The organism is Flavihumibacter stibioxidans (assembly GCF_014332695.1).
Taxonomy (GTDB): domain Bacteria; phylum Bacteroidota; class Bacteroidia; order Chitinophagales; family Chitinophagaceae; genus Flavihumibacter; species Flavihumibacter stibioxidans.
Map to the genome: position 1 here is coordinate 414,184 of NZ_MBUA01000023.1, position 20,187 is coordinate 434,370.

Below are 20,187 nucleotides of genomic sequence, written 5' to 3' on the forward strand. Positions count from 1 at the left end.
TCGCGCCTTGTTACAGGATTCACTAACTTCCGTCTCCTGTAACAATTCAGCTTATGAGTCACACCAATTTTAAACCGACCCTGCGATTGCTCGACGCCACAATGATTGTGGCAGGTTCCATGATCGGCTCGGGTATATTTATCGTAAGTGCAGATATCACCCGAAATGTAGGAAGTGCCGGCTGGCTGATAGCAGTATGGCTGATAACCGGATTCATGACCATTACTGCCGCACTGAGTTATGGCGAACTAAGCGCCATGTTCCCCAAAGCCGGCGGACAATATGTGTATCTGAAAGAAGCCTATAATCCACTTGTCGGATTCCTGTATGGCTGGAGTTTTTTTTCTGTCATACAAACCGCCACCATTGCAGCAGTTGCCGTTGCCTTTGCAAAGTTTGCCGCATATATCTTTCCTTCCATCAGCGAAGACAAAGTAGCTGTTGACCTTGGAATACTGGCCATCTCCCCTGCCCAACTGATATCCATACTGGTCATAGTCATACTAACCTATATCAATACACGAGGAATAAAAAGCGGGAAAACAATCCAGACAACATTTACCCTCACCAAGCTTTTGAGTTTATTCGGGCTGATCCTGTTCGGGATACTGGCTTTCCGTCAGGATCTGTGGAATTCAACCTGGACAAATGCCTGGTCTCTCCAATCCCGCACCCCATCAGGCGTTCTGGGCGAGTACACCACTTTTGCCGCCCTGGGTGCAATCGCCGCTGCCATGGTGGGATCCATCTTCAGCAGTGATTCCTGGAACAACGTAACCTTTATCGCCGGTGAAATCAAAAACCCACAACGCAATATAGGACTCAGTCTTTTTCTTGGCACCCTGATCGTAACCGTTATATACGTACTCACCAACCTGGTGTATTTGTCCGTGTTGCCACTGAACGAAATTGCCGGCGCCGAGAAAGACAGGGTGGGCGTAACTGCAGCACAGGTCATCTTCGGCGGGGCAGGCACCCTCATCATTGCACTGATGATAATGGTCAGCACCTTCGGCTGCAATAACGGCCTCATTCTGGCTGGGGCCCGGGTTTATTATACAATGGCGAAGGATGGGCTTTTCTTTAAAAAAGCAGGTTCGTTGAACAACAACGATGTACCGGGTTATGCGCTCTGGTTTCAATGTGTTTTTGCCTGTGCCTGGAGCCTCAGTGGCAAATATGGCCAGCTGCTGGATATGATCTCCTTTGTGGTAGTTGGATTCTATATGCTTACCATCGCAGGCATCTTCATCCTGCGTAAACAAAGGCCTGATGCTGACAGGCCCTATAAGGCATTTGGCTACCCCTTACTTCCCGTAATCTACATATTGATGGGACTCAGCTTCTGCATTCTGCTGATCATCTTCAAGCCGGAATTTACCTGGCCGGGACTCATCATTACCCTTCTCGGCATCCCGATTTACTATGGAATCCGGAAACGCGTCTGACGTGCGTCTGACGTACGTCAGACGCACGTCAGACGCGTGGGGGGGTTAAACAATGGCATCCCTCGTATAAACGCCGTTTATTTTCCTCATTAAATTCAATGGATTGCTGTTCTGCAGGGCGGGCGGCAGGTGTTCGGCAGGACAATCCTGCCAGCATACCGGCCGCAGGAACCGATGCATGGCATCAGAACCTACCGAAGTAGATCGCGCATCAGTGGTAGCCGGGAATGGTCCGCCGTGTACCATGGCATGACATACTTCCACACCTGTTGGCACCTGGTTAAAAATGATGCGGCCAACTCTTCCGATCAAGGACTGAACATGCGCACCGAAGGCCTCCAAATCAAATGCATCTCCAAATACTGATCCGGTCAGTTGGCCATGTATGGTACCAATCGCCTGCAGCATTTCAGCCGGACTGGCACAGGTTACCAACAGTGATGCAGGACCGAAAATTTCTTCCTGCAGGTCCGGATTCTGCATAAAATCCGCAGCGCTCACCTGCAGTAAAGCCGGAGTGCCCTGGAATTCACCTGAAGCATTTGCCCCTTCGGTCAGCACCTTTACACCGCTGATTGATTTTACTTTTTCCTTATTGAAATAAAAACTGTCGCAGATGGTTTTGTTCAGCATGGTGCCCCCGGGAACCGCAGCCAGCGCCTTTCCCAGCTCATCCGCAAAGAAGCTTGTATGCTCATCTTCCACCACAAAGAGTAATCCGGGATTAGTACAGAATTGTCCCACACCCAGTGATATGGATGCGGCCAGTTGCTGGGCAAGCACTGTGGGACCAGAGGCAATTTTTCCCGGCAACAACAGCACCGGATTGATGCTGCTCATCTCTGCGTAAACCGGAACAGGAACGGCACGCTCATTATTTGCTGCCCGGAATAAAGACATACCTGCACGGAATGAACCGGTAAATCCGATCGCTTTAATTCCGGGATGCCTGGCAAGATATTGTCCCAGCGTAACACCTTCCCCCACCAGGGAGGAAAATACTCCATCGGGCATACCTGCGCGTGCGGCCGCTCGCTGCACCGCACCGGAAACCAATTCATTGGTCCCGAGGTGCGAAGTATGCGCCTTCACAATAACAGGGCATCCCGCTGCGAGTGCAGAGGCAGTATCTCCCCCTGCTGTTGAAAACGCAAACGGAAAATTACTTGCCGCGAAAACAGCCACCGGACCAATGGCCACCTGCATCTTGCGAAGGTCGGCCCGGGGCAGTGGTTTTCGGTCAGGCATGGCCGTATCAATCACAACTCCGGCCCAGCTTCCTTCCCGCAATACTGTAGCGAAGAGTTTCAACTGGTTCACAGTCCGGTCTTTTTCACCATTCAGCCTGCCCAACGGCAAACCTGTTTCCATATTTGCACGGGCTACCAGCACCTCGCCAATGGCAGCAATCTCTTCGGCTATTGCTTCCAGGAAACCGGCCCTTGCATTAGCGGGGAGAACACTGAACGCAGAAAAGGCCTGCCCCGCCTTGTTGATGGCCAATTCTATTTCCTCCTCACTGGCCACAGAAAAAGCTTCCGGCAACTGCCTGCCTGAAACAGTACTGAAAGCAAATAATTTCTTCGGTTGTTCCCCGGCCTTATCCAGACCGATCACACTAAGCCCATTCAGCATTTGAAAAATTTTGAAGATTAAGATAGTCCGGCAATTCAGGCCGGGTGGCCAGGGCATCATCGATCACCTTCTGCACCGCAGCCCTTTCTGCCCCTTCCAGCACCAGGCGTGGCGCTCTTACATATTCAGTACCAATCCCTGTAGCTTTCGCCGCCAGTTTGATATACTGCACCAGTTTGGGATGGATGTCCAGTTCACACAGGGGCAAAAACCACCGGTTTATCGCTACCGCATCATCAATGCGGCCTGCCTTTACCAGCCGGTAGATCGCAACCGTTTCACGCGGGAATGCATCCACCAGTCCGGCTACCCATCCGTGTGCACCCAGCAACAGGCTTTCCAGTGCAATAGGGTCAACTCCGGTCAGTACTTTGTACCGCTCACCAAATCGGTTAAGCATCCTGGTTACATTCATTGTGTTACGGGTGGATTCCTTTACCGCCTGTATATTCTGGTTGTCAAGCATCTGCTCAAACATATCCAGGGTAATTTCAATCTTGTAATCAACCGGGTTATTATACAGCAGGATTGGCAGGGAAGTGCTTTCTGCCACCGCTTTAAAGAAAGCAACAGTTTCCCTTTCATCTGCCTTATAGCGCATCGGCGGCAGCAGCATTAAACCATCCGCACCATTGGCTTCTGCTTCACGGGCAAGTGCAACAGCCACTTTTGTGCTTTGTTCCGCAATATTCACTATCACCGGAAGTGCAGAAGGAACAATTCCTTTTGAATAAACCAGGAGATCCCTTTTTTCCTCGCTGAGAAGGGTGCTCGTTTCACCGAGTGAGCCACCAATGATGATACCATCCACGCCGGCACTCACCTGTGCATCAACGTTGGTCTTATACATTTCAAAATCCACCCTGTCATTCTTATCAAAAGGTGTCAGCAGCGCGGGATATACTCCGTGCCAGTTAATATTTGCCATAAATTTTCTGTTAGTTCAAAATTGATAGTCAAAATTACTTCCTGCCGGCTGCCAATGCTATCCGGCAATTAATACATTGTTTACCGATTTTAACAAGTTAATCAATTCCTTATTTCACCGGGATAAAAGCGCCAGCTGGTTGAAAAATTCTGCCGGGGTGGCCGGTTTGTCAGGATCTGCCGGATCATTTCAACGGGCATCTGGTTTTGCTGCAGGATGGCATCATGGTATTGCTTATAACTCATCTTGCCGCTGTCAACCAGTTCTTTTTTAAGTGCGTAAAACTGCAGGCCACCGATCATGTAGGCAAGCTGGTACAACGGACCGTAATTTCCCTGGAAAGACCTTCTCACCTCTCCCTCCGCATTAGCGCGCTCATGGCCTACACGATCCACCAGGAAATCAATACACTGCTGCGGCGTCCATTTTCCGAGATGGTAATTGAGCGAGAAAATAATCCGGGCGCAACGGTGCATTCGCCAGAACAGCATACCGATCCTGTCTTCAGGTCCGCGCGGGAAGCCCATATCCCAGAGGATCATCTCCCAGTACAAGGACCATCCTTCGATCCAGAAAGGAGTATAAAAATTTCGATAGGCCCGGTAGCGATCATTCTGGTACATCTGCAGGTGGTGTCCAGCAATCAGTTCATGATGAACTGTGGCGCGTGAAAAATGCGGATTGTTTCCCCGCATACTCATTAACTTGTCCGGCTCCGCCATCGTATTGGTTGGATAGGAAATGATAATACTTTCACCTCCCAGGAAAAAAGGATTGACCAACTGCTGCCTGGGCGACATCATGTTCATGCGCCAGGTTTCTTCTGCAATGGGCGGAATCGTAACCAGGTCTCTTTTCTTAATGAAATCTACACTTTGGTTATAAAGGTCCAGGATCATCTCCGGTTGTTTACCCTCAGGCACATAGGTATTTTTAACCTTCTCCATAGCAGCTTTCCAGTCCGTTCCAAAACCCATTTCCCTGGTCGCTTTCAGCAACTCCTTATCACACCAGGCAAATTCCTGTTCTGCAATGCGAATCAGCTCTTCTGCCGTGTAAGGAATATATTCCAACTCAAGTTGTTTCTTTAATTCAACAGCACCGATCGGTCGTCCGATGATACCACTGCCATCATCAGCCGAAGAGGAATTTTTTCTTGCCCTTGCCAGCATGGAATCACTGTATACATTCAGCAGGCTGTCCATCCCCTTATATGGCGCTTCCATCCACCAGGTGAACTGCGGGTCATAACCGTAATAAAAATCATGAATGCTTTTAAGCGCATCACGGACATCCTTTACCCTTCTTTGTGCAGCATAAGCAGTTACCAGGTTGATCTGCTGGTCCGTTTCCAGCTTTTTGATCTGTTGCTTCAGTTCCGTCTGCCAGCCATGCATTTCCTTTGCCAACTCTGCTGCCGGCAATACTGCACCGCGGCGACGTTTCTTTTCATACCTAAAAACCTCCTCCGCAAATGGGCTATAGCCCTTCGAAGCAACAGCAGTTACAGCTTCCTCTTCCAGCAAACGCAGATCATTCTGCAGGTTCCTGCTGAACAATACATAATCAACCTTACCATCGAGCCCCAGCTTATCAAAATTGAATTGCTGCAATCGCAATGAATACTGCCGGTCAAGGAGTTTCAGTCTTTCGGTACGTTCTGGTGATGTTTCGAGCATGTAAAATCTGTCGAGGCTTCCCCGGTCTGCATTGTACTGGATGATTGTATTGGTGAGTTCCGATGCCTGCAGGGAAATTTCATGACCTGTATTAACCTGGGCATTCATTAGTGCCGGCGCAAAAAGCAGGAACGGTGCCCACAGCATTGCCATACAGGAATCGAATCGTTTTATCATTTACTTGAGCTTTTATAGTATAAAAATAAAGGACCCGCCTGAATAGCGGGCCCCATTCTTTTATTGGACATCTCACCAGACAGGTGTATTGTCTCTTTTACACTTTATATGCATTTTGCATTACACACACTTCAGAGGATAAAAATCGGAAAGGATTCACCAATTCCGGATGATATTGATTCGTTCAGGAAAGCTAACTTCGGAGAACTAAAGGCAAGGAATGAAAAAGACATTTTTCTGTATTGATGCGCATACCTGCGGCAACCCGGTGAGGCTGGTGGCAGGTGGCGGACCCGTATTGCAGGGAAACACCATGAGTGAAAAACGCCAGCACTTCCTGAAGGAATACGACTGGATCCGGAAGGGACTGATGTTTGAACCCAGGGGGCATGACATGATGAGTGGTTCCATTTTATATGCACCTCATGATCCGGACAATGATGTGGCTGTGTTGTTTATTGAAACCAGTGGTTGCCTGCCCATGTGCGGACATGGAACCATTGGCACCATCACCATTGCGGTGGAAGAAGGATTAATAATTCCAAAACAACCTGGCCGCATCAGGATGGAAGCACCGGCGGGACTGGTTGATATTGAATACAAACAGGAAGGCGGCAAAGTAAAATCTGTAAAACTGACCAATGTGCCGGCCTACCTGGCTGCTACTGAACTGACGGCAGTCTGTCCTGAACTGGGTGAACTGGTTTTCGATGTGTCTTATGGCGGTAATTTTTATGCAATTGTGGATGTGCAGAAAAATTTTGCCGGACTGGAACACTATTCCGCCGACAAACTGATTGCCTGGGCACGTGAATTACGGCAACGCATCAACGAAAAATACGAATTCGTTCATCCGGAGAATCCGACCATCAACGGATGCTCACATATTTTGTGGACAGGGGCTGTGCTGGATCCGGCTTCAACAGCGCGGAATGCGGTTTTTTATGGCGACAAGGCCATCGACCGCAGTCCCTGCGGCACCGGCACATCAGCCCGTATGGCACAGTGGTACACGAAAGGCAAACTAAAAAAAGGTGACCGCTTCATTCATGAAAGCATTATCGGATCCACCTTTACCGGCACTATTGAAGAAGAAACCACCGTAGCCGGGAATCCGGCCATTCGCCCGGGCATCGAAGGATGGGCACGCATTTACGGATACAATACCATTTCCATTGACCCATCTGATGACCCGTATGCGTATGGGTTTCAGGTGTTGTGAAAGGTGTCTGACATGTGGTGAAAGGCGTCTGACGGGATTCAGGCGTCTGACGTTTAGCATTATTGGAAACCGTGGATCCAAACGTCAGACGCCTGAATCCCGTCAGACGCCTTTCCACCCAAAAAACACAACATGAAAAAAACACTCATCACCCTTGCAATAGCGACCATCAGCAACCTTGGCATGGCGCAAAATTATATCCCGGTAAAAAATGACCCGAGGCTGAAGGTTAAACCTGCGGCCCCCATCAGGGCCTGGGCTTTTGACCTGAAAGACGTGAAACTGCTCGAAGGCAGCCCTTTCAAAAAAGCCATGGACAAGGATGCCGGTTATCTCCTCTTCCTCGAGCCAGACCGGCTGCTGCATCATTTCTACGAGAATGCGAAACTTCCCCCAAAAGCGCCCGTTTACGGCGGCTGGGAATCAGAAGGACTATCGGGTCACACCCTCGGTCACTACCTTTCTGCCATCAGCCTGATGTATGCTTCCACAGGAAACATCGAATTCAAAAAGCGCTTAGACTATATAGTTAGTGAACTCTCCCGCTGCCAGCAGGCCCGCGGAACGGGGTTTGTCGGCGCCATGCCCGGCGAAGACAGCGCATGGGCAAGGGTCTCCAGGGGCGAAATAAAATCCGGCGGCTTTGATCTCAACGGGCTCTGGGCACCCTGGTATGTGGTGCACAAACTGATGGCCGGATTGCTGGATGGTTACCTGTACACCGGCAACAAGCAGGCAATTAACATAGCAGAGGGCCTGAGCGACTGGACCGGCAACCTGCTTAAGGAACTCAACGAAGAGCAGATTCAGAAAATGCTGCGCTGCGAATACGGTGGCATGAACGATGCGCTGGCACAGTTGTACGCCATCACCGGAAATAAAAAACACCTCGAACGTTCCTATTTATTTTTCGATGATTTCGTAATGAAACCATTGTCACAGGAAATAGATCCGATGCCCGGAAAACACAGCAATACCAATGTTCCCAAGGCCATCGGAAGCGCTTCCCAGTACACGCTTACCGGCAACCAACGCGAAAAAACCATCGCTTCCTTTTTCTGGAAAACCATGGTTCATAACCATAGCTATGTAATCGGCGGAAACAGCAACTACGAATACTGCGGGGAGCCCCGCAAACTAAATGAACGCCTCAGCGATAATACCTGCGAAACCTGCAATACTTATAACATGCTCAAACTGACCAGGCAGTTATATAGCTGGCAGCCCACAGCAGAACTGGGCGATTTCTATGAGCGTGCACTCTACAACCATATCCTCGCTTCGCAAAACCCGGAAAACGGTATGATGACCTATTTCGTTCCGCTGCGGATGGGCACTAAAAAACAATTCTCTGATTCCCTTAACACTTTCACCTGTTGTGTTGGCAGCGGCATGGAAAATCACAGCAAATACGGCGAAGGAATTTATTACAACGGCACTGACGGCAGCCTGTATATAAACCTTTTCATTCCTTCTGTTTTGCAATGGAAAGAAAAGAACATCACCATAAAACAGGAAACAAATTTCCCCGAATCAGATGAGATAAGGTTCACCATCTCTGCAAAAAAACCAGCCAGCTTTCCGATCAGAATCCGCCAACCATATTGGGCATCCACCGCCATCATCAACGTCAACGGAAAAATCAAAACAGTGCAAGCCGATAAAGACGGCTTCCTGGTGCTGGATCAAACCTGGAAAAACAATGACCGGATCAATCTCTTACTGTCCAAAAAACTGCACACCCAGAGCATGCCCGATAATCCCAACCGCATTGCTGTGCTGTATGGGCCGCTGGTGCTCGCAGGCCGGCTCGGCGAGCAAATGCCGGATCCCGTTTTCGGAACCCCTGTCCTGTTGACCGATGATAAAAATGTCAACAACTGGATCAGTCCGGTCGCCAACCAACCCCTCACCTTCGAAATGAAAGGCGTCGGCAAACCATCCGATGTGCAGCTCATTCCATTTTACCAGATGTACAAGGAGTACTACAGTGTGTACTGGGATTTTTTCACCCATGCTGACTGGTCCAACCGCCAGGCAGCGTATGAAGCGGAAAAGAAAAGGCAGGGAGAAATCGCAGCCCGTACTATTGACTTCTTCCGGATCGGCGAAATGCAGCCGGAACGCGACCACAACCTGAAAGCAAGCGAAAAAAGCTATGTCAGCGATGCCATCGGCGTGAATGGCAGGGAAGTACGTGCAGGAGGATATTTCTCCTTCGAAATAAATGTTGACCCCACTCTTAACAACAATCTTCTATTCACCTACCTGGGTGATGACAAAGACCGGAAATTTGACATCCTTGCTGAAGGCAAACTGGTCAAAACGGAAGAACTCACCGGCGGGCCAACAGGAAAATTCTATGATCGCGAATACGAACTTCCCAAAGAGTTAATCGGCGATAAAAGCCGGATCACGATCCGCATCGAATCGAACCATGGCAGAACCGCCGGCCGGATCTTTGGCGTAAGGACCATTAAGGGAACCGAAAGGCCAAAGGAACAACATCCGCAGGCACTATCGTCTCAGGGCGATAGCGTGCTGCTTTTCTCCTACTTCAAGGGTAACGGGGAAGACGGGCTGCACCTGGCTTACAGCGAAGATGCGCTCCACTGGAAGGCACTTAAAAATGATCAGTCCTTCCTCAGTCCAACCGTTGCCAAAGACAAACTGATGCGCGACCCCTGCATCACCCGAGGTCCGGATGGATTGTTTCACATGGTCTGGACCGTTAGCTGGAACGACAGGGGAATCGGCTATGCCAGCTCCAAAGACCTGGTGAACTGGTCGGAGCAGGTATTCATTCCCGTTATGTCGCATGAGCCCGGAGCACTCAATTGCTGGGCCCCGGAAATCACCTATGACCCAAAGGCAAAACAATTCATGATCTACTGGTCCACCACCATACCAGGCCGCTTCCCGAAAACCGAGGCCCTGGGCGATGAAAAATATAACCACCGCCTGTATTACACTACCACCAGGGATTTTAAAACATACAGCGCCACCAGGCTGCTGTACGACAAGGGCTTCAATGTCATCGATGCAAGCATTGTCCGCAACGGAGAACAATATATCATGTTCCTGAAGGACGAAACGCTCAAACCAAGTCCGCAGAAAAATATCAGGATCGCCACCAGCAGGAAACTCAAAAAAGATTATTCCTCACCAGGTCCTGCCATTACCGGAAACTACTGGGCAGAAGGCCCTACTGCCATCCGTTTCAACCACAAATGGTGGCTGTACTTCGACAAATATACCCAGCACCAGTATGGCGCGCTGCAGTCCGCTGACCTGCAGCAATGGACTGATATTTCCAGCCAGGTGAAATTCCCGGAAGGCTCCAGGCATGGCACAGTGTTCATGATCAGCCGGGCAGAATTTAACCACTTATTACAAAACTGAAACACTAGCTTTGAAGGCATTAATTGCCCATGATGCCAACATCCAAAAGCAATAAAAAATATATTTTTCTTGTTAACCCGATTTCCGGAACCTCCGCAAAAACCGGCCTCGGGGAACAGGTATTGAAAGTGGCAAACAGTCACGGGGTGACGGCAATAATTTTGCCTACTGTTGCCGGGGGGGATTACCGGTTTGTTGAACAAAAGATAATCGAAGAAGGTTTCACAGAGGTTATCATCTGCGGTGGCGATGGTACCGTTAACCAGGTGGTAAACAGTATACGGCATTTGCCCGTAAATTTCGGGATCATACCCTTTGGTTCCGGCAACGGACTTGCCTTTAGCGCACGTATCCCAAAATCCACCCCAAAAGCCCTGGAACTTGCCTTCACCGGTAAAGCCCGCTATGTGGATGCATTCATGGTAAATGACTCCTTCGCCTGTATGCTCTGTGGTCTTGGGTTTGATGCAAAAGTTGCCCACGATTTCGCCAACCAGCCCGGCCGGGGATTGCTGACCTATACGCAACAAACGCTGAAGAATTTTTTCTCCGCAAAGCCCTATCATTTTGAGATGGTGGCAAATGACCATATTATCCAGACAGATGCTTTTTTCATCAGCGTGGCCAACAGCAACCAGTTTGGCAATAAGTTTACCATCGCCCCGAAAGCAAGCCTGAACGATGGATTGCTCGATATAGTAGTGGTGCCTAAAATGAACAAAGCCATCCTGCCATTTGCCATCATACAGCAAATCAGCGGTGGGAAACTGACCGGGACAAAGGACGACAACTATCAATCGATACAGTACTTTCAGGCAAGCCGTATCCAGATCAGGAACCGCGATGACGCGCCGCTCCACATTGATGGCGAACCGCGGGAAACAATGGAAACACTCAATATAAAAATCATTCCGCGTTGTTTCCAGTTGATCCAGCCAATGACCGATTAAATAGCAAACTCATCTTTCCGTTAACTGCATGACGGTGGTATCCGACTTAAGCAAGCTCCCGAAATGCTGGAATGTTTGCCTGTTGGCTTTGTCATCTAGGGCCCGGACAATATCATTTTTTTCCCTTTGGGTAAGATGGAAATTCAATGCAGCCCTGGACTCTTCTTTTTCGGGCTGGTACTGAAAGGTCAGTTTTTGAAAACGTCCTTCCATAAGGTCTGATGTAAGGCCAAGCAGATCCTGCTGGTTATATTGCTGCATCTTATGCCAGTTATATTGCAGCAACAACATGGGCCTGGTAACGATCTCTGAGATGTCTTTTGATTCGAAGGGATATTCCCACCCCCCACCCTGCCTGTCACGGATCTGCACCAGGACCACGCCCCTTGTATTTGCACGGATCCAGTCACTGAATACATGGGTGAAACGAAGTGCCGTTTCCACACCATAGTTATCGCGCAGGCCTGCATCCATCACATCGATCTTGGGTTCGGTGGGCAGCCACACATTCGGAAGCACATACGGAAATGTTGCGTTCATGCGAAGGGCCGTGAGTAGCCGAAGATTCATGGGATCCTTTTTCTCCAGCAGGGCGGCAAAATCAATGGCATCAGGATCACTGGCATCCTGCAACCTGGAATCGCCGGCAGGTCGCATGAGGAAACTTACGGGCAGGGTGCTGATCAGCAGTTTCCTGCCATCTCGGGTGATTACCGAATTAAATATCATGGCCGGCACCAGGGCCTTATGTTCTTCATCCGCCAGCATGCCCAGTTCTTTATCCAGCAGGTAGCGGGTATTTTTATTCAGTTGCTGTTCAAAGGAATAAGCGCGATCCTTTACATATTCGTAATTGCCCACACGGAATTTCTGTGCAGGTGCTGCCAGGTCGCGGGCCACAAAGGACGAAAAAATCGGGTTCAGCAGGTCCCTGGAGATATCATCCACATAAACCGGGTCCTGCAGGACTATCGGTTTGCCAAGATCCCTTTCCCTGGACAGCGCCCTGAAATAAGCCGCCCCCAGCATACCGCCGGACGCACCGGTGATCATAAAAGTCTGCCGCATCAACTCCCCGCCGGAGATGCTGTCCAGCTTTTGCATCACTCCCATGGTAAAAGTGGCGCTCCTGGTTCCGCCCCCGCTCACAGCCACCAGGTAGAGGTAGGGCTTTTCCGTACCCTGCCTGGCTTTCCAGTTCTCCAGCACTTCCAGCATCCGGGTTTTATCGGATTCCATTTTTTCGTTTGTGCTTAATCGTTTAAGACTGGCTGGTGAATATTCAGCCTTCGGAATATCCTTACGGTAATCCAGTCCGTATGCTTTATTGGTAGGATCGATTATCCCATACCGGTAGAGCAGGTTGACCACTATGATCACCAGCACGGCAAAAGGCATACTCCAGCTTTGCAGGAAATAGGAGATCGCGCCCACCACTGCCACGAAGATGGCCAGGAAAACGGTAATACTTGCCGCCGCAGGTAACTGGAAAATATCATAGTCCAGGATAAAACCTATCACCATAAGGAACACAAAAGCAATAAAAATCGACAGGACGGCAGCCAGGTGGTGGCGGTTGAAAATATTCTCCAGGAAGTCCTTGCTGTAATGCGATACATCCCTCACTGCCTTTACTTTTCCCCGGCCACTGAAATAGGTGGTTACTTTGATCAGGCGGCTGCCGCCGCTGTTCAGCACTATATGGGACCTGACGCCGCGATGCAGGGGCAAAGGGGAGGGATCAAGGTTGATCATATTGCGGGCAATATGCATGTCGGCCCCGAAAAAATACCCGAACGAAATGAATATTATCAGCAGTAAACCCAGCAGGAAGCCTGCCACCAGTGTAATGATCTCTGCCGGGGCCATCAGTTCCTTGTGCATATCAAAGTCAACCGCCCTGATAAAATAAAAAATGAGGAAGATCAAAGGAATCACGGCATTATTGATACAGTATTTCAGGAAGGGACGGGTGGCAGTTGCCAGGAAGCGGAAATGCCTGCTGAACAGGATAAAAGTGGTAACATTCCAGCTCATGATGAAAATACCCACTGTGGCCCCTACAATACTGGCACTTAGTGCATTCACCTTACCCAGGTATTCGGGTGAAAGGTAAAGGGAATCCATACCAAAAGTGGCCATAAAACTTCCGTTAATGGCCCCAAACAGCACAAGCCAGAAAAGCAGCAGCACCTGGAACTTCTTTAAATGAAGCAGGATAAGCTGTACGGGAAAGGAATAGAATATGGCTTTCAGGTTTTGCTTCATAGCTGGTTCAAGGTACACTCTATAAACGTGTAGACAAGAACCAAATTATGCCTGCTGCCTTCGGCTGAAAAGATATAGCATAAATACCAGCGATAATACCAGGAACATGGCCACCAGCTGGTGTAACTGCGCCATCCATTCAAAATTGCCCCAGACATTGGGTACAATCCCGGTACTTGTAAGTACTGATAAGATACCCAGCAGTACCTGGATGACTACCAGTACCAGCGGCAAACGGCCGTATTTCAGGAACAGGGTGCCTGCCGCTTCACGTGCCGCTTTCCGGTACCAGATGATCACCAGCACTATTATCAGGTAGGCAATATTGCGGTGCAGGAAATGAATGGTGAGGGTGTTGTCTATGAGGTTGAGGAGGATTGGTTCATCGCGGCCCATCCCGGACGGGAACCAGCTGCCGTTGATGGTAGGCCAGGTTGGCGCCACTGTGGCTGCCCGGTGCCCTGCCATCAGGGCGCCATAAATCAATTGGATGGTCAGAAGTGCCAGCATCAGCACGGTTAGTTTTTTAACCGGTGCTGAATGAACCCGTTCCCCCGGAGGCACCAGCAACCGGAGGGCAAACCAGAAAGTATAACAGAGCAGGCCGATGGCCAGGATGAAATGCAGGGCAAGCCGGGTTGGTTTTACATAAACTGCATCACCGGTAAGCCCACTGGCCACCATGATCCAGCCGACCGCTCCCTGCAATGCCCCCAGCAAAAAGAGTATGAGCAGTGGATTGACCATATCCCTGCGGAGGTATTTTCGGGCTACCAGGTACACAAAACCAATGAGAAAGACAAAACCGATCAGCCTTGCCCATACACGGTGAAACCATTCCCAGAAAAAGATGAATTTAAAATCGCCCAGGGTGAAGTCGGTGTTTAACAACCTGTATTGCGGTGTCTGCTGGTATTTTCGGAATTCTTCCATCCATGCAGCTTCGCCAAGTGGGGGCAGTGTTCCCGTTACTACGTCCCATTCTGTAATCGACAGGCCGGAACCCGTCAAACGGGTGATCCCGCCCAGTAATACCTGTACAATGATCATTGCGACACCAATCAGCAACCAGGTCGCTACGGCCTTATTCCCCTTTTGCATTCCGATCTGTTCCATGGGATGCAAATTTAAGGGAACTAATGAGTTTTATGTTTCGCAGGAACCGCCAGTAATGGAATATGGATACCGTCGGCCACGCGGGAGGTAATGCTGTAATTGAAAAGTTTCTCGAATACGGTACGCTCATGCACGAACATCATCAGCAGGGCCTCTTTGCGGTCGGCTGTAAACTGGACCAGGTTCCGCCACATGGGCAGGTCATTGACCTTGGGTACCAGGTGAGCTTTTACATCCGGGTAGTTTTTCAGTACATCATCAAGATGTTCCTGGTCGGCCGCCGGAACCGAGGTTAGGGTGACAAGCTCCGTGCTGGTCTGCATCCAGCCCGCCCAGTGCAGTATATTCGGAATGCATTCCGTTGCTTCCTTCAGGGTTACAGCCGCTACCAGTTCCCTGAGTTTCACCGGGTGCCAGTGCGGCGGCACTGCCAGGATTGGGAACAGGGAATGATTGATCATGGTGGAGGTATTGGAACCCCAGAACCTTTCGATGGCATTGGTAGCGCCATGTGTACCCATAACGATCAGATCAGCCTTGTTCAGCAACATATGGTTGATAATGCCGCCGTTGATCATCACACTCTCCCTTACCAGCGAAGTCACTTCCGGAGCCCCTGTTTCACAGCAATTGCTGATTCTTTCCTTCACCACGGCATTCAGTTTCTCTTCAATAATTCCCAGGTCCACGTGATGCGGATCAATTCGCCAGTCTTTGGGGTATTCATGTGCTGCTTTAAAATTCAGAATGTGCAGCACTTCCACCGAAAATCCCTTGCCGTCTGCTATCAGCAGCGCCTGGTCCAATGCAGCAATGGCATTGGCTGAAAAGTCGAAAGGAACTAAAATATTTGCCATGATTCAACGAGAACTTTGAGCCAAGATACAGAAGAAAACCTAAGCGGTTCCCTTTAAAATTTTATTCCAGTACAGCCATGGAAGTATGTAACGCTTCAGTACCCACATAGACCACCGGGGCTTGGACTGGTCGAAGGGGAAGGTTTCCATCCGCACATTGTCATAACCAAACTCTGCCAGGATCAATTTTCCATAACCAACCACCAGCGGACAGCTTCCGTAACCGGAATATTTTCCAGGCATAGGCTGGCCATCCATCAGTGCAAGCATGTTCTTCACCATCACAGGCACCTGCTTGCGCACGGCTGCACCGGTTTTTGAATTGGGCGCACTCATCGCATCACCTAAACCGAAGATATTGGCATAGCGTGTATGCTGAAGGGTGTATTTATCTACCTCCACCCAGCCGGCTTCATTGGCAAGGGGACTTGCTTTGATAAAATCAGGAGCACTCATGGGTGGCACCACATGGATCATATCAAAATGTTTCTGAACCATTTTGGTAACACCTTCAGCATCAGTCACCTTGAATGTGGCCAATTTATTAGGTCCGTCAATGGCAACCAGGTCGTGCTTGAAATTCAGCTTGATGCCGTATTCGTTCACTTTTTTCATCAGCTGCTCGGCGTATTCCTTGATGGCAAAAATCACTCCGCCGGCGGTTACAAATTCAACGGTAGCTTTTCCCTGGAGGCCGTGCTTGCGCAGGTAATCTGCTGCCAGGTACATGATCTTTTGGGGTGCACCACCACATTTTACTGCAGTACTCGGACTGGTAAACAGCGCGGTTTGTCCCTCTTTCAGCTGGCGAAGGCACTCAAAAGTATAAGGAGCGTAATCCACAGAATAGTTGGTGGTAACCCCGTTCTTGCCCAGGGTTTCCTTCAAACCTTCTATAAGGTGCCAGTTCAGCTGGATACCGGGTGCCACGATCAGGTAATCGTAGGTATAGGTTGCGCCGGTGCTGGTAGTCACCTGGTTTTGCTCGGGTTGAAAACTGGCTGCAGCTTCCTTGATCCAGGTCACACCCTTAGGTATAACCGAAGCTTCGGAACGGATGGTATCGTGTACATTGAACACCCCACCGCCTACCAATGTCCAGGCAGGCTGGTAAAAATGTCTATCAGAAGGTTCAATGATGGCAATTTCTAACTTTGAACGCTTACGTAACAGTTGAGCCGCTGCAGAAATTCCGGCATTGCCGCCGCCGATGATAAGTATTTGATGATGTTGGCCCATATTATTGGTTTTTTATAAACATAAAGTTAGAAAGCAGCCTAACCCTCCTAAGTGATCAACATCACTTTCCCACATGATACTTAACAGCATGAAAATCAGGTATTGATTGTAAGATAGGACAAATATGCAAAAATAAAGCAGGACCCTTTGGGGGTCCTGCTTTTTGGTTTTCTCATGTGTGTTGTAATACTTCTAGTGAGGCAATTTCTCGCGGAATTTACCATAAACCCAGGTACCGGCAATGGCACTCAGCAAGGTAACAATGATCACAGTGGCACCTGTGCCGATCTGGGCGAAAAGTGGTCCGGGACATGCACCAGTGATAGCCCATCCGAATCCAAAGGTAAGGCCGCCGTAAATCTGTCCCTTGTTGAATTTCTTGGGGTGGAACTCAATTTTCTCGCCATGAATGGTCTTGATGTTGAATTTCTTGATCAGAAAAACTGACAGCATTCCTACTGCAACAGCGGAACCGATCACACCATACATATGAATACTCTGAAGGCGGAACATTTCCTGGATACGGAACCAGGATATTACTTCTGCCTTTACGAAAACGATTCCAAAGAGAATACCCACTACCAGGTATTTCAGGTTACCGTACCAGGGCTCTTTGTACTCCTCGCTGTTTACACACATCGTATCGAGGGAGCGTACTTCAAAATCTGAATTGGCCGCGGTATCGGGCTGGTTCTGAACAAATGTATTGTTAGCCATTGAATGAATTGATTTAGAGTGATAAGATAAATGGAAGGATAAAGTTGGCCATCAGGAAACCACCGGCCATGAAACAACAGGTTGCCACCAGGGAAGGCCACTGAAGGGTACTGATACCCATAATGGCGTGACCGGAGGTACAACCACCTGCATAGCGGGTTCCGAAACCTACCAGGAATCCACCCATAACCATCATGATGAGGCCCCTTGCGGTAAACAATTCAGACCAGCTGAATACATCCTTTGGAACCAGTCCGCTGAAATCACTGATACCATAACCGGCCAGTTCATTTACCAGGTTGGGATGTACCTCAACCGGATTGGGGTTCAGGAGAAAAGCTGCCGCTATGATACCCCCGAAGAAAATACCCAGGACGAAGAACATGTTCCACAATTCCTTCTTCCAGTCGTATTGGAAAAATGGAATTTTTCCGGGGAAACAGGCAGCACAGGTATGCCTTAAGGAAGAGGAAATACCAAAGGATTTGTTCCCGATAATTAATAAAGTGGGAACCGTTAGCCCTATCAGTGGCCCGGCAACATACCATGGCCATGGTTGCCTGATCATTTCAATCAATGTCATAATTGTTTGTTTGAGATTTGTTGTTAGTTGTTTGTTGTTTTATATTGACTTTAGCCTGTAACCTGTTTCTTACTTCTCCCCCTTCACTTTTCCAAGTACCTGTTCTATCTGCCTTGCCGGTACTACACCACTCTGTCTCCATTTGATCTGCCCCTGCTGGAAAACCATCAGGGTTGGTACCCCCTGGATACCATACTGCCTTGCGGCCTGAGGATTCTTATCCACATCAACTTTTATAATTGTAACGGAATCTCCCATGGAAGCTTTCACATCTTTGAGAATGGGGGCCATCATCTTGCAGGGACCGCACCACTCCGCAAAGAAATCTACCAGGACCGGTTTTTCAGATTGTATGATATCATTAAATGATGACATGGTTAAAAATTTTACTGGTCTGATTTTACTTCTTCATAACTGATGGTTTCCTTTCCGGCTGGCTGGTTACCACGGGGACTTCTGTAACCGGTACTGCAGGCGCCACCGGCACAACATCCGGCATTAAACAGGGCCATCAATACCAGGAAGACACCGGCTGCGGCAAGCAAAGGCTCACGCTGCATCCATGCTGCAACGAGCGCATACAAGCCAATACCCAGTCTTAAAAATCGCATAAAATTCCAACCTGTCAGTATCGTTCTCATCCTCTTAAATTTTATTTTTCAGTGATATCCAGGCGCCACCATTGTACGCTTCAATGCCAGCCTGTTTCAGTTGTGCAACAGCCATCGCACTTCTGTTGCCGGAACGGCATACCGCAATTACGGGCATACCTTTCTTTTTCAGGATGGGAAGCTGGGCCTTCAGTGCATCCAGTGGAATATTCAGGGAGCCGGAAATATTTCCTGCCATAAACTCACCTGGTGTACGCACATCAATGATGACGGCGCCCTTCTCCTTTAATGCCCTGAAATCTGTACCGGGACCAAACAGTTTTTTCAGAAAATCAAACATATCAGTTTGTTGTTAAGTTTGGTAAACTGGTTAATGCACCGGCATTATACACTTCTTTAATACCGGCCTGTTGCAGCATCAGTTGCGCAATGCCGGAACGGTTACCCGAACGGCAATACAGCAGAATGGGCTGCGACATGGACCTGAATTCTTCCATACGCTGCGGAATCTGGTCCAGGGGAATCAGCAATGCTCCGGGGTAATGCCCCATAGCAAACTCCATTTCACTGCGAACATCCACCACGGTGGCATTCGGATCCGCCAGCATTTCGTTTATTGTCTTCATATTATATTTTTATACTCCATTTGAAATTTCACCCGTCGGGTGCCACCCGACGGGTGAAATTTTCCTTCACATTTACAGTGATTTCTTAGCCAGGTACCAGTCAACCATTTCGAGGTTGCTTGCCTTTCTTTCGGCCAGGGCTTCCACAGTTTTAGGTGCGGGAACAATCACTTTGTCACCAGGCTTCCAGTTTACGGGGCAGGCGACACTGTTTTCAGAAGCGGTCTGAAGTGCAACGAGTGCACGCTTGATCTCTTCCATATTCCGTCCGATATTCAGCGGATAGTACATGATCAGCCTTACAGATCCTTCGGGGTCAATGATAAATACTGCACGAACCGCAGCCGTTTCGCTTTCACCAGGCTGCAACATACCGTATAATTTGGCCACTTTCATGTCGATGTCGGCAATGATCGGGAACTCAAACAGTATCCCTGTCTTTTCCTGCACGGCATTCACCCAGGCAATATGAGAGTGAATACTATCTATACTCAAACCTATCAGCTTTGTGTTTTTTGCGGCAAAGAATTCCTTATCCTGGGCAAAAGCACTTAATTCAGTTGTACATACAGGGGTGAAATCAGCAGGGTGTGAAAACAGGATCACCCAGCTTCCCTTGTTATAATCAGAAAACTTCAATTTACCGGTAGTGGTTACGGCTTCAAATTCCGGTGCCTTATCACCAATACGTGGCATATATGTTACTGTACTTTCCATAAAAATGGTTTT

18 protein-coding genes are annotated in these 20,187 nt (G+C 49.0%); 4 read left to right on the forward strand and 14 right to left on the reverse strand.

Features of this window, described 5'->3' with window-relative positions:
• The first annotated feature begins 53 nt into the window (after positions 1–53).
• Positions 54–1,448 (forward strand): APC family permease, encoded by a 1,395-nt coding sequence (locus BC349_RS13180; RefSeq protein ID WP_187257237.1) that lies wholly within the window; start codon positions 54–56, stop codon positions 1,446–1,448.
• A gap of 45 nt (positions 1,449–1,493) precedes the next feature.
• On the opposite strand, the gene BC349_RS13185 is transcribed toward BC349_RS13180, so the two are convergent.
• From BC349_RS13185 to BC349_RS13195, 3 genes are all read right to left on the reverse strand, one after another.
• On the reverse strand, positions 1,494–3,083 hold the full coding sequence (locus BC349_RS13185) for an aldehyde dehydrogenase (NADP(+)) (RefSeq protein WP_187257238.1): 1,590 nt from the start codon (positions 3,081–3,083) through the stop codon (positions 1,494–1,496).
• Positions 3,067–4,011: a dihydrodipicolinate synthase family protein gene (locus tag BC349_RS13190; protein ID WP_187257239.1), complete on the reverse strand. Its 945-nt coding sequence runs from the start codon at positions 4,009–4,011 to the stop codon at positions 3,067–3,069. The genes BC349_RS13185 and BC349_RS13190 overlap by 17 nt, the downstream gene beginning before the upstream one ends.
• A 101-nt stretch (positions 4,012–4,112) precedes the next feature.
• Positions 4,113–5,867 carry a DUF885 family protein gene (locus tag BC349_RS13195; RefSeq protein WP_246456930.1) on the reverse strand — a complete coding sequence of 585 codons (1,755 nt, stop codon included), beginning with the start codon at positions 5,865–5,867 and terminating at the stop codon, positions 4,113–4,115.
• A gap of 220 nt (positions 5,868–6,087) precedes the next feature.
• Here BC349_RS13195 and BC349_RS13200 point away from each other — a divergent pair, with 220 nt between their 5' ends.
• The 3 genes from BC349_RS13200 (at position 6,088) to BC349_RS13210 (ending at position 11,441) form a co-directional block, all read left to right on the forward strand.
• A complete protein-coding gene (locus BC349_RS13200) occupies positions 6,088–7,089 on the forward strand; it encodes a 4-hydroxyproline epimerase (protein WP_187257240.1) in 1,002 nt (333 codons plus the stop codon).
• Positions 7,090–7,221: 132 nt separating this feature from the next.
• Complete coding sequence (locus BC349_RS13205; protein WP_187257241.1) at positions 7,222–10,491, forward strand: beta-L-arabinofuranosidase domain-containing protein; 3,270 nt, start codon at positions 7,222–7,224, stop codon at positions 10,489–10,491.
• 29 nt (positions 10,492–10,520) lie between these two features.
• Positions 10,521–11,441 carry a diacylglycerol/lipid kinase family protein gene (locus BC349_RS13210; protein ID WP_246456931.1) on the forward strand — a complete coding sequence of 307 codons (921 nt, stop codon included), beginning with the start codon at positions 10,521–10,523 and terminating at the stop codon, positions 11,439–11,441.
• A 9-nt stretch (positions 11,442–11,450) separates the two neighbouring features.
• Here BC349_RS13210 and BC349_RS13215 read toward each other — a convergent pair whose 3' ends face one another.
• The 11 genes from BC349_RS13215 to BC349_RS13265 all read right to left on the reverse strand — a co-directional run bounded on the left by BC349_RS13215 (position 11,451) and on the right by BC349_RS13265 (position 20,175).
• Positions 11,451–13,709, reverse strand: a complete 2,259-nt coding sequence (locus BC349_RS13215; protein ID WP_187257242.1) for a patatin-like phospholipase family protein — start codon at positions 13,707–13,709, stop codon at positions 11,451–11,453.
• Between the two features lie 45 nt (positions 13,710–13,754).
• A complete protein-coding gene (locus BC349_RS13220; RefSeq protein WP_187257243.1) occupies positions 13,755–14,825 on the reverse strand; it encodes a COX15/CtaA family protein in 1,071 nt (356 codons plus the stop codon).
• 20 nt (positions 14,826–14,845) lie between these two features.
• Positions 14,846–15,682, reverse strand: a complete 837-nt coding sequence (locus BC349_RS13225; RefSeq protein ID WP_187257244.1) for a universal stress protein — start codon at positions 15,680–15,682, stop codon at positions 14,846–14,848.
• A gap of 39 nt (positions 15,683–15,721) precedes the next feature.
• Positions 15,722–16,921, reverse strand: a complete 1,200-nt coding sequence (locus BC349_RS13230) for an NAD(P)/FAD-dependent oxidoreductase (protein ID WP_187257245.1) — start codon at positions 16,919–16,921, stop codon at positions 15,722–15,724.
• 192 nt (positions 16,922–17,113) lie between these two features.
• The gene (locus BC349_RS13235) at positions 17,114–17,638 is read right to left on the reverse strand and encodes a DUF6691 family protein (protein WP_187257246.1); all 525 of its coding nucleotides are present in this window, start codon (positions 17,636–17,638) and stop codon (positions 17,114–17,116) included.
• Between the two features lie 13 nt (positions 17,639–17,651).
• On the reverse strand, positions 17,652–18,221 hold the full coding sequence (locus BC349_RS13240; RefSeq protein WP_222840173.1) for a YeeE/YedE family protein: 570 nt from the start codon (positions 18,219–18,221) through the stop codon (positions 17,652–17,654).
• Positions 18,222–18,290: 69 nt separating this feature from the next.
• Complete coding sequence (trxA, locus tag BC349_RS13245) at positions 18,291–18,596, reverse strand: thioredoxin (protein WP_187257247.1); 306 nt, start codon at positions 18,594–18,596, stop codon at positions 18,291–18,293.
• Between the two features lie 11 nt (positions 18,597–18,607).
• On the reverse strand, positions 18,608–18,862 hold the full coding sequence (locus BC349_RS13250; protein WP_187257248.1) for a hypothetical protein: 255 nt from the start codon (positions 18,860–18,862) through the stop codon (positions 18,608–18,610).
• A gap of 4 nt (positions 18,863–18,866) precedes the next feature.
• A complete protein-coding gene (locus tag BC349_RS13255; RefSeq protein ID WP_187257249.1) occupies positions 18,867–19,172 on the reverse strand; it encodes a rhodanese-like domain-containing protein in 306 nt (101 codons plus the stop codon).
• 1 nt (position 19,173) lies between these two features.
• The gene (locus tag BC349_RS13260) at positions 19,174–19,458 is read right to left on the reverse strand and encodes a rhodanese-like domain-containing protein (protein ID WP_246456933.1); all 285 of its coding nucleotides are present in this window, start codon (positions 19,456–19,458) and stop codon (positions 19,174–19,176) included.
• A 72-nt stretch (positions 19,459–19,530) separates the two neighbouring features.
• Complete coding sequence (locus BC349_RS13265; RefSeq protein ID WP_187257250.1) at positions 19,531–20,175, reverse strand: peroxiredoxin; 645 nt, start codon at positions 20,173–20,175, stop codon at positions 19,531–19,533.
• Positions 20,176–20,187 lie beyond the last annotated feature (12 nt).

Coding starts and splice junctions, on each gene's coding strand:
- BC349_RS13180 (WP_187257237.1), top strand. CDS start 54: ATGAGTCACACCAATTTTAAACCGACCCTGCGATTGCTCGACGCCACA.
- BC349_RS13185 (WP_187257238.1), bottom strand. CDS start 3,083: ATGCTGAATGGGCTTAGTGTGATCGGTCTGGATAAGGCCGGGGAACAA.
- BC349_RS13190 (WP_187257239.1), bottom strand. CDS start 4,011: ATGGCAAATATTAACTGGCACGGAGTATATCCCGCGCTGCTGACACCT.
- BC349_RS13195 (WP_246456930.1), bottom strand. CDS start 5,867: ATGATAAAACGATTCGATTCCTGTATGGCAATGCTGTGGGCACCGTTC.
- BC349_RS13200 (WP_187257240.1), top strand. CDS start 6,088: ATGAAAAAGACATTTTTCTGTATTGATGCGCATACCTGCGGCAACCCG.
- BC349_RS13205 (WP_187257241.1), top strand. CDS start 7,222: ATGAAAAAAACACTCATCACCCTTGCAATAGCGACCATCAGCAACCTT.
- BC349_RS13210 (WP_246456931.1), top strand. CDS start 10,521: ATGATGCCAACATCCAAAAGCAATAAAAAATATATTTTTCTTGTTAAC.
- BC349_RS13215 (WP_187257242.1), bottom strand. CDS start 13,709: ATGAAGCAAAACCTGAAAGCCATATTCTATTCCTTTCCCGTACAGCTT.
- BC349_RS13220 (WP_187257243.1), bottom strand. CDS start 14,825: ATGGAACAGATCGGAATGCAAAAGGGGAATAAGGCCGTAGCGACCTGG.
- BC349_RS13225 (WP_187257244.1), bottom strand. CDS start 15,682: ATGGCAAATATTTTAGTTCCTTTCGACTTTTCAGCCAATGCCATTGCT.
- BC349_RS13230 (WP_187257245.1), bottom strand. CDS start 16,921: ATGGGCCAACATCATCAAATACTTATCATCGGCGGCGGCAATGCCGGA.
- BC349_RS13235 (WP_187257246.1), bottom strand. CDS start 17,638: ATGGCTAACAATACATTTGTTCAGAACCAGCCCGATACCGCGGCCAAT.
- BC349_RS13240 (WP_222840173.1), bottom strand. CDS start 18,221: ATGACATTGATTGAAATGATCAGGCAACCATGGCCATGGTATGTTGCC.
- trxA (WP_187257247.1), bottom strand. CDS start 18,596: ATGTCATCATTTAATGATATCATACAATCTGAAAAACCGGTCCTGGTA.
- BC349_RS13250 (WP_187257248.1), bottom strand. CDS start 18,862: ATGAGAACGATACTGACAGGTTGGAATTTTATGCGATTTTTAAGACTG.
- BC349_RS13255 (WP_187257249.1), bottom strand. CDS start 19,172: ATGTTTGATTTTCTGAAAAAACTGTTTGGTCCCGGTACAGATTTCAGG.
- BC349_RS13260 (WP_246456933.1), bottom strand. CDS start 19,458: ATGAAGACAATAAACGAAATGCTGGCGGATCCGAATGCCACCGTGGTG.
- BC349_RS13265 (WP_187257250.1), bottom strand. CDS start 20,175: ATGGAAAGTACAGTAACATATATGCCACGTATTGGTGATAAGGCACCG.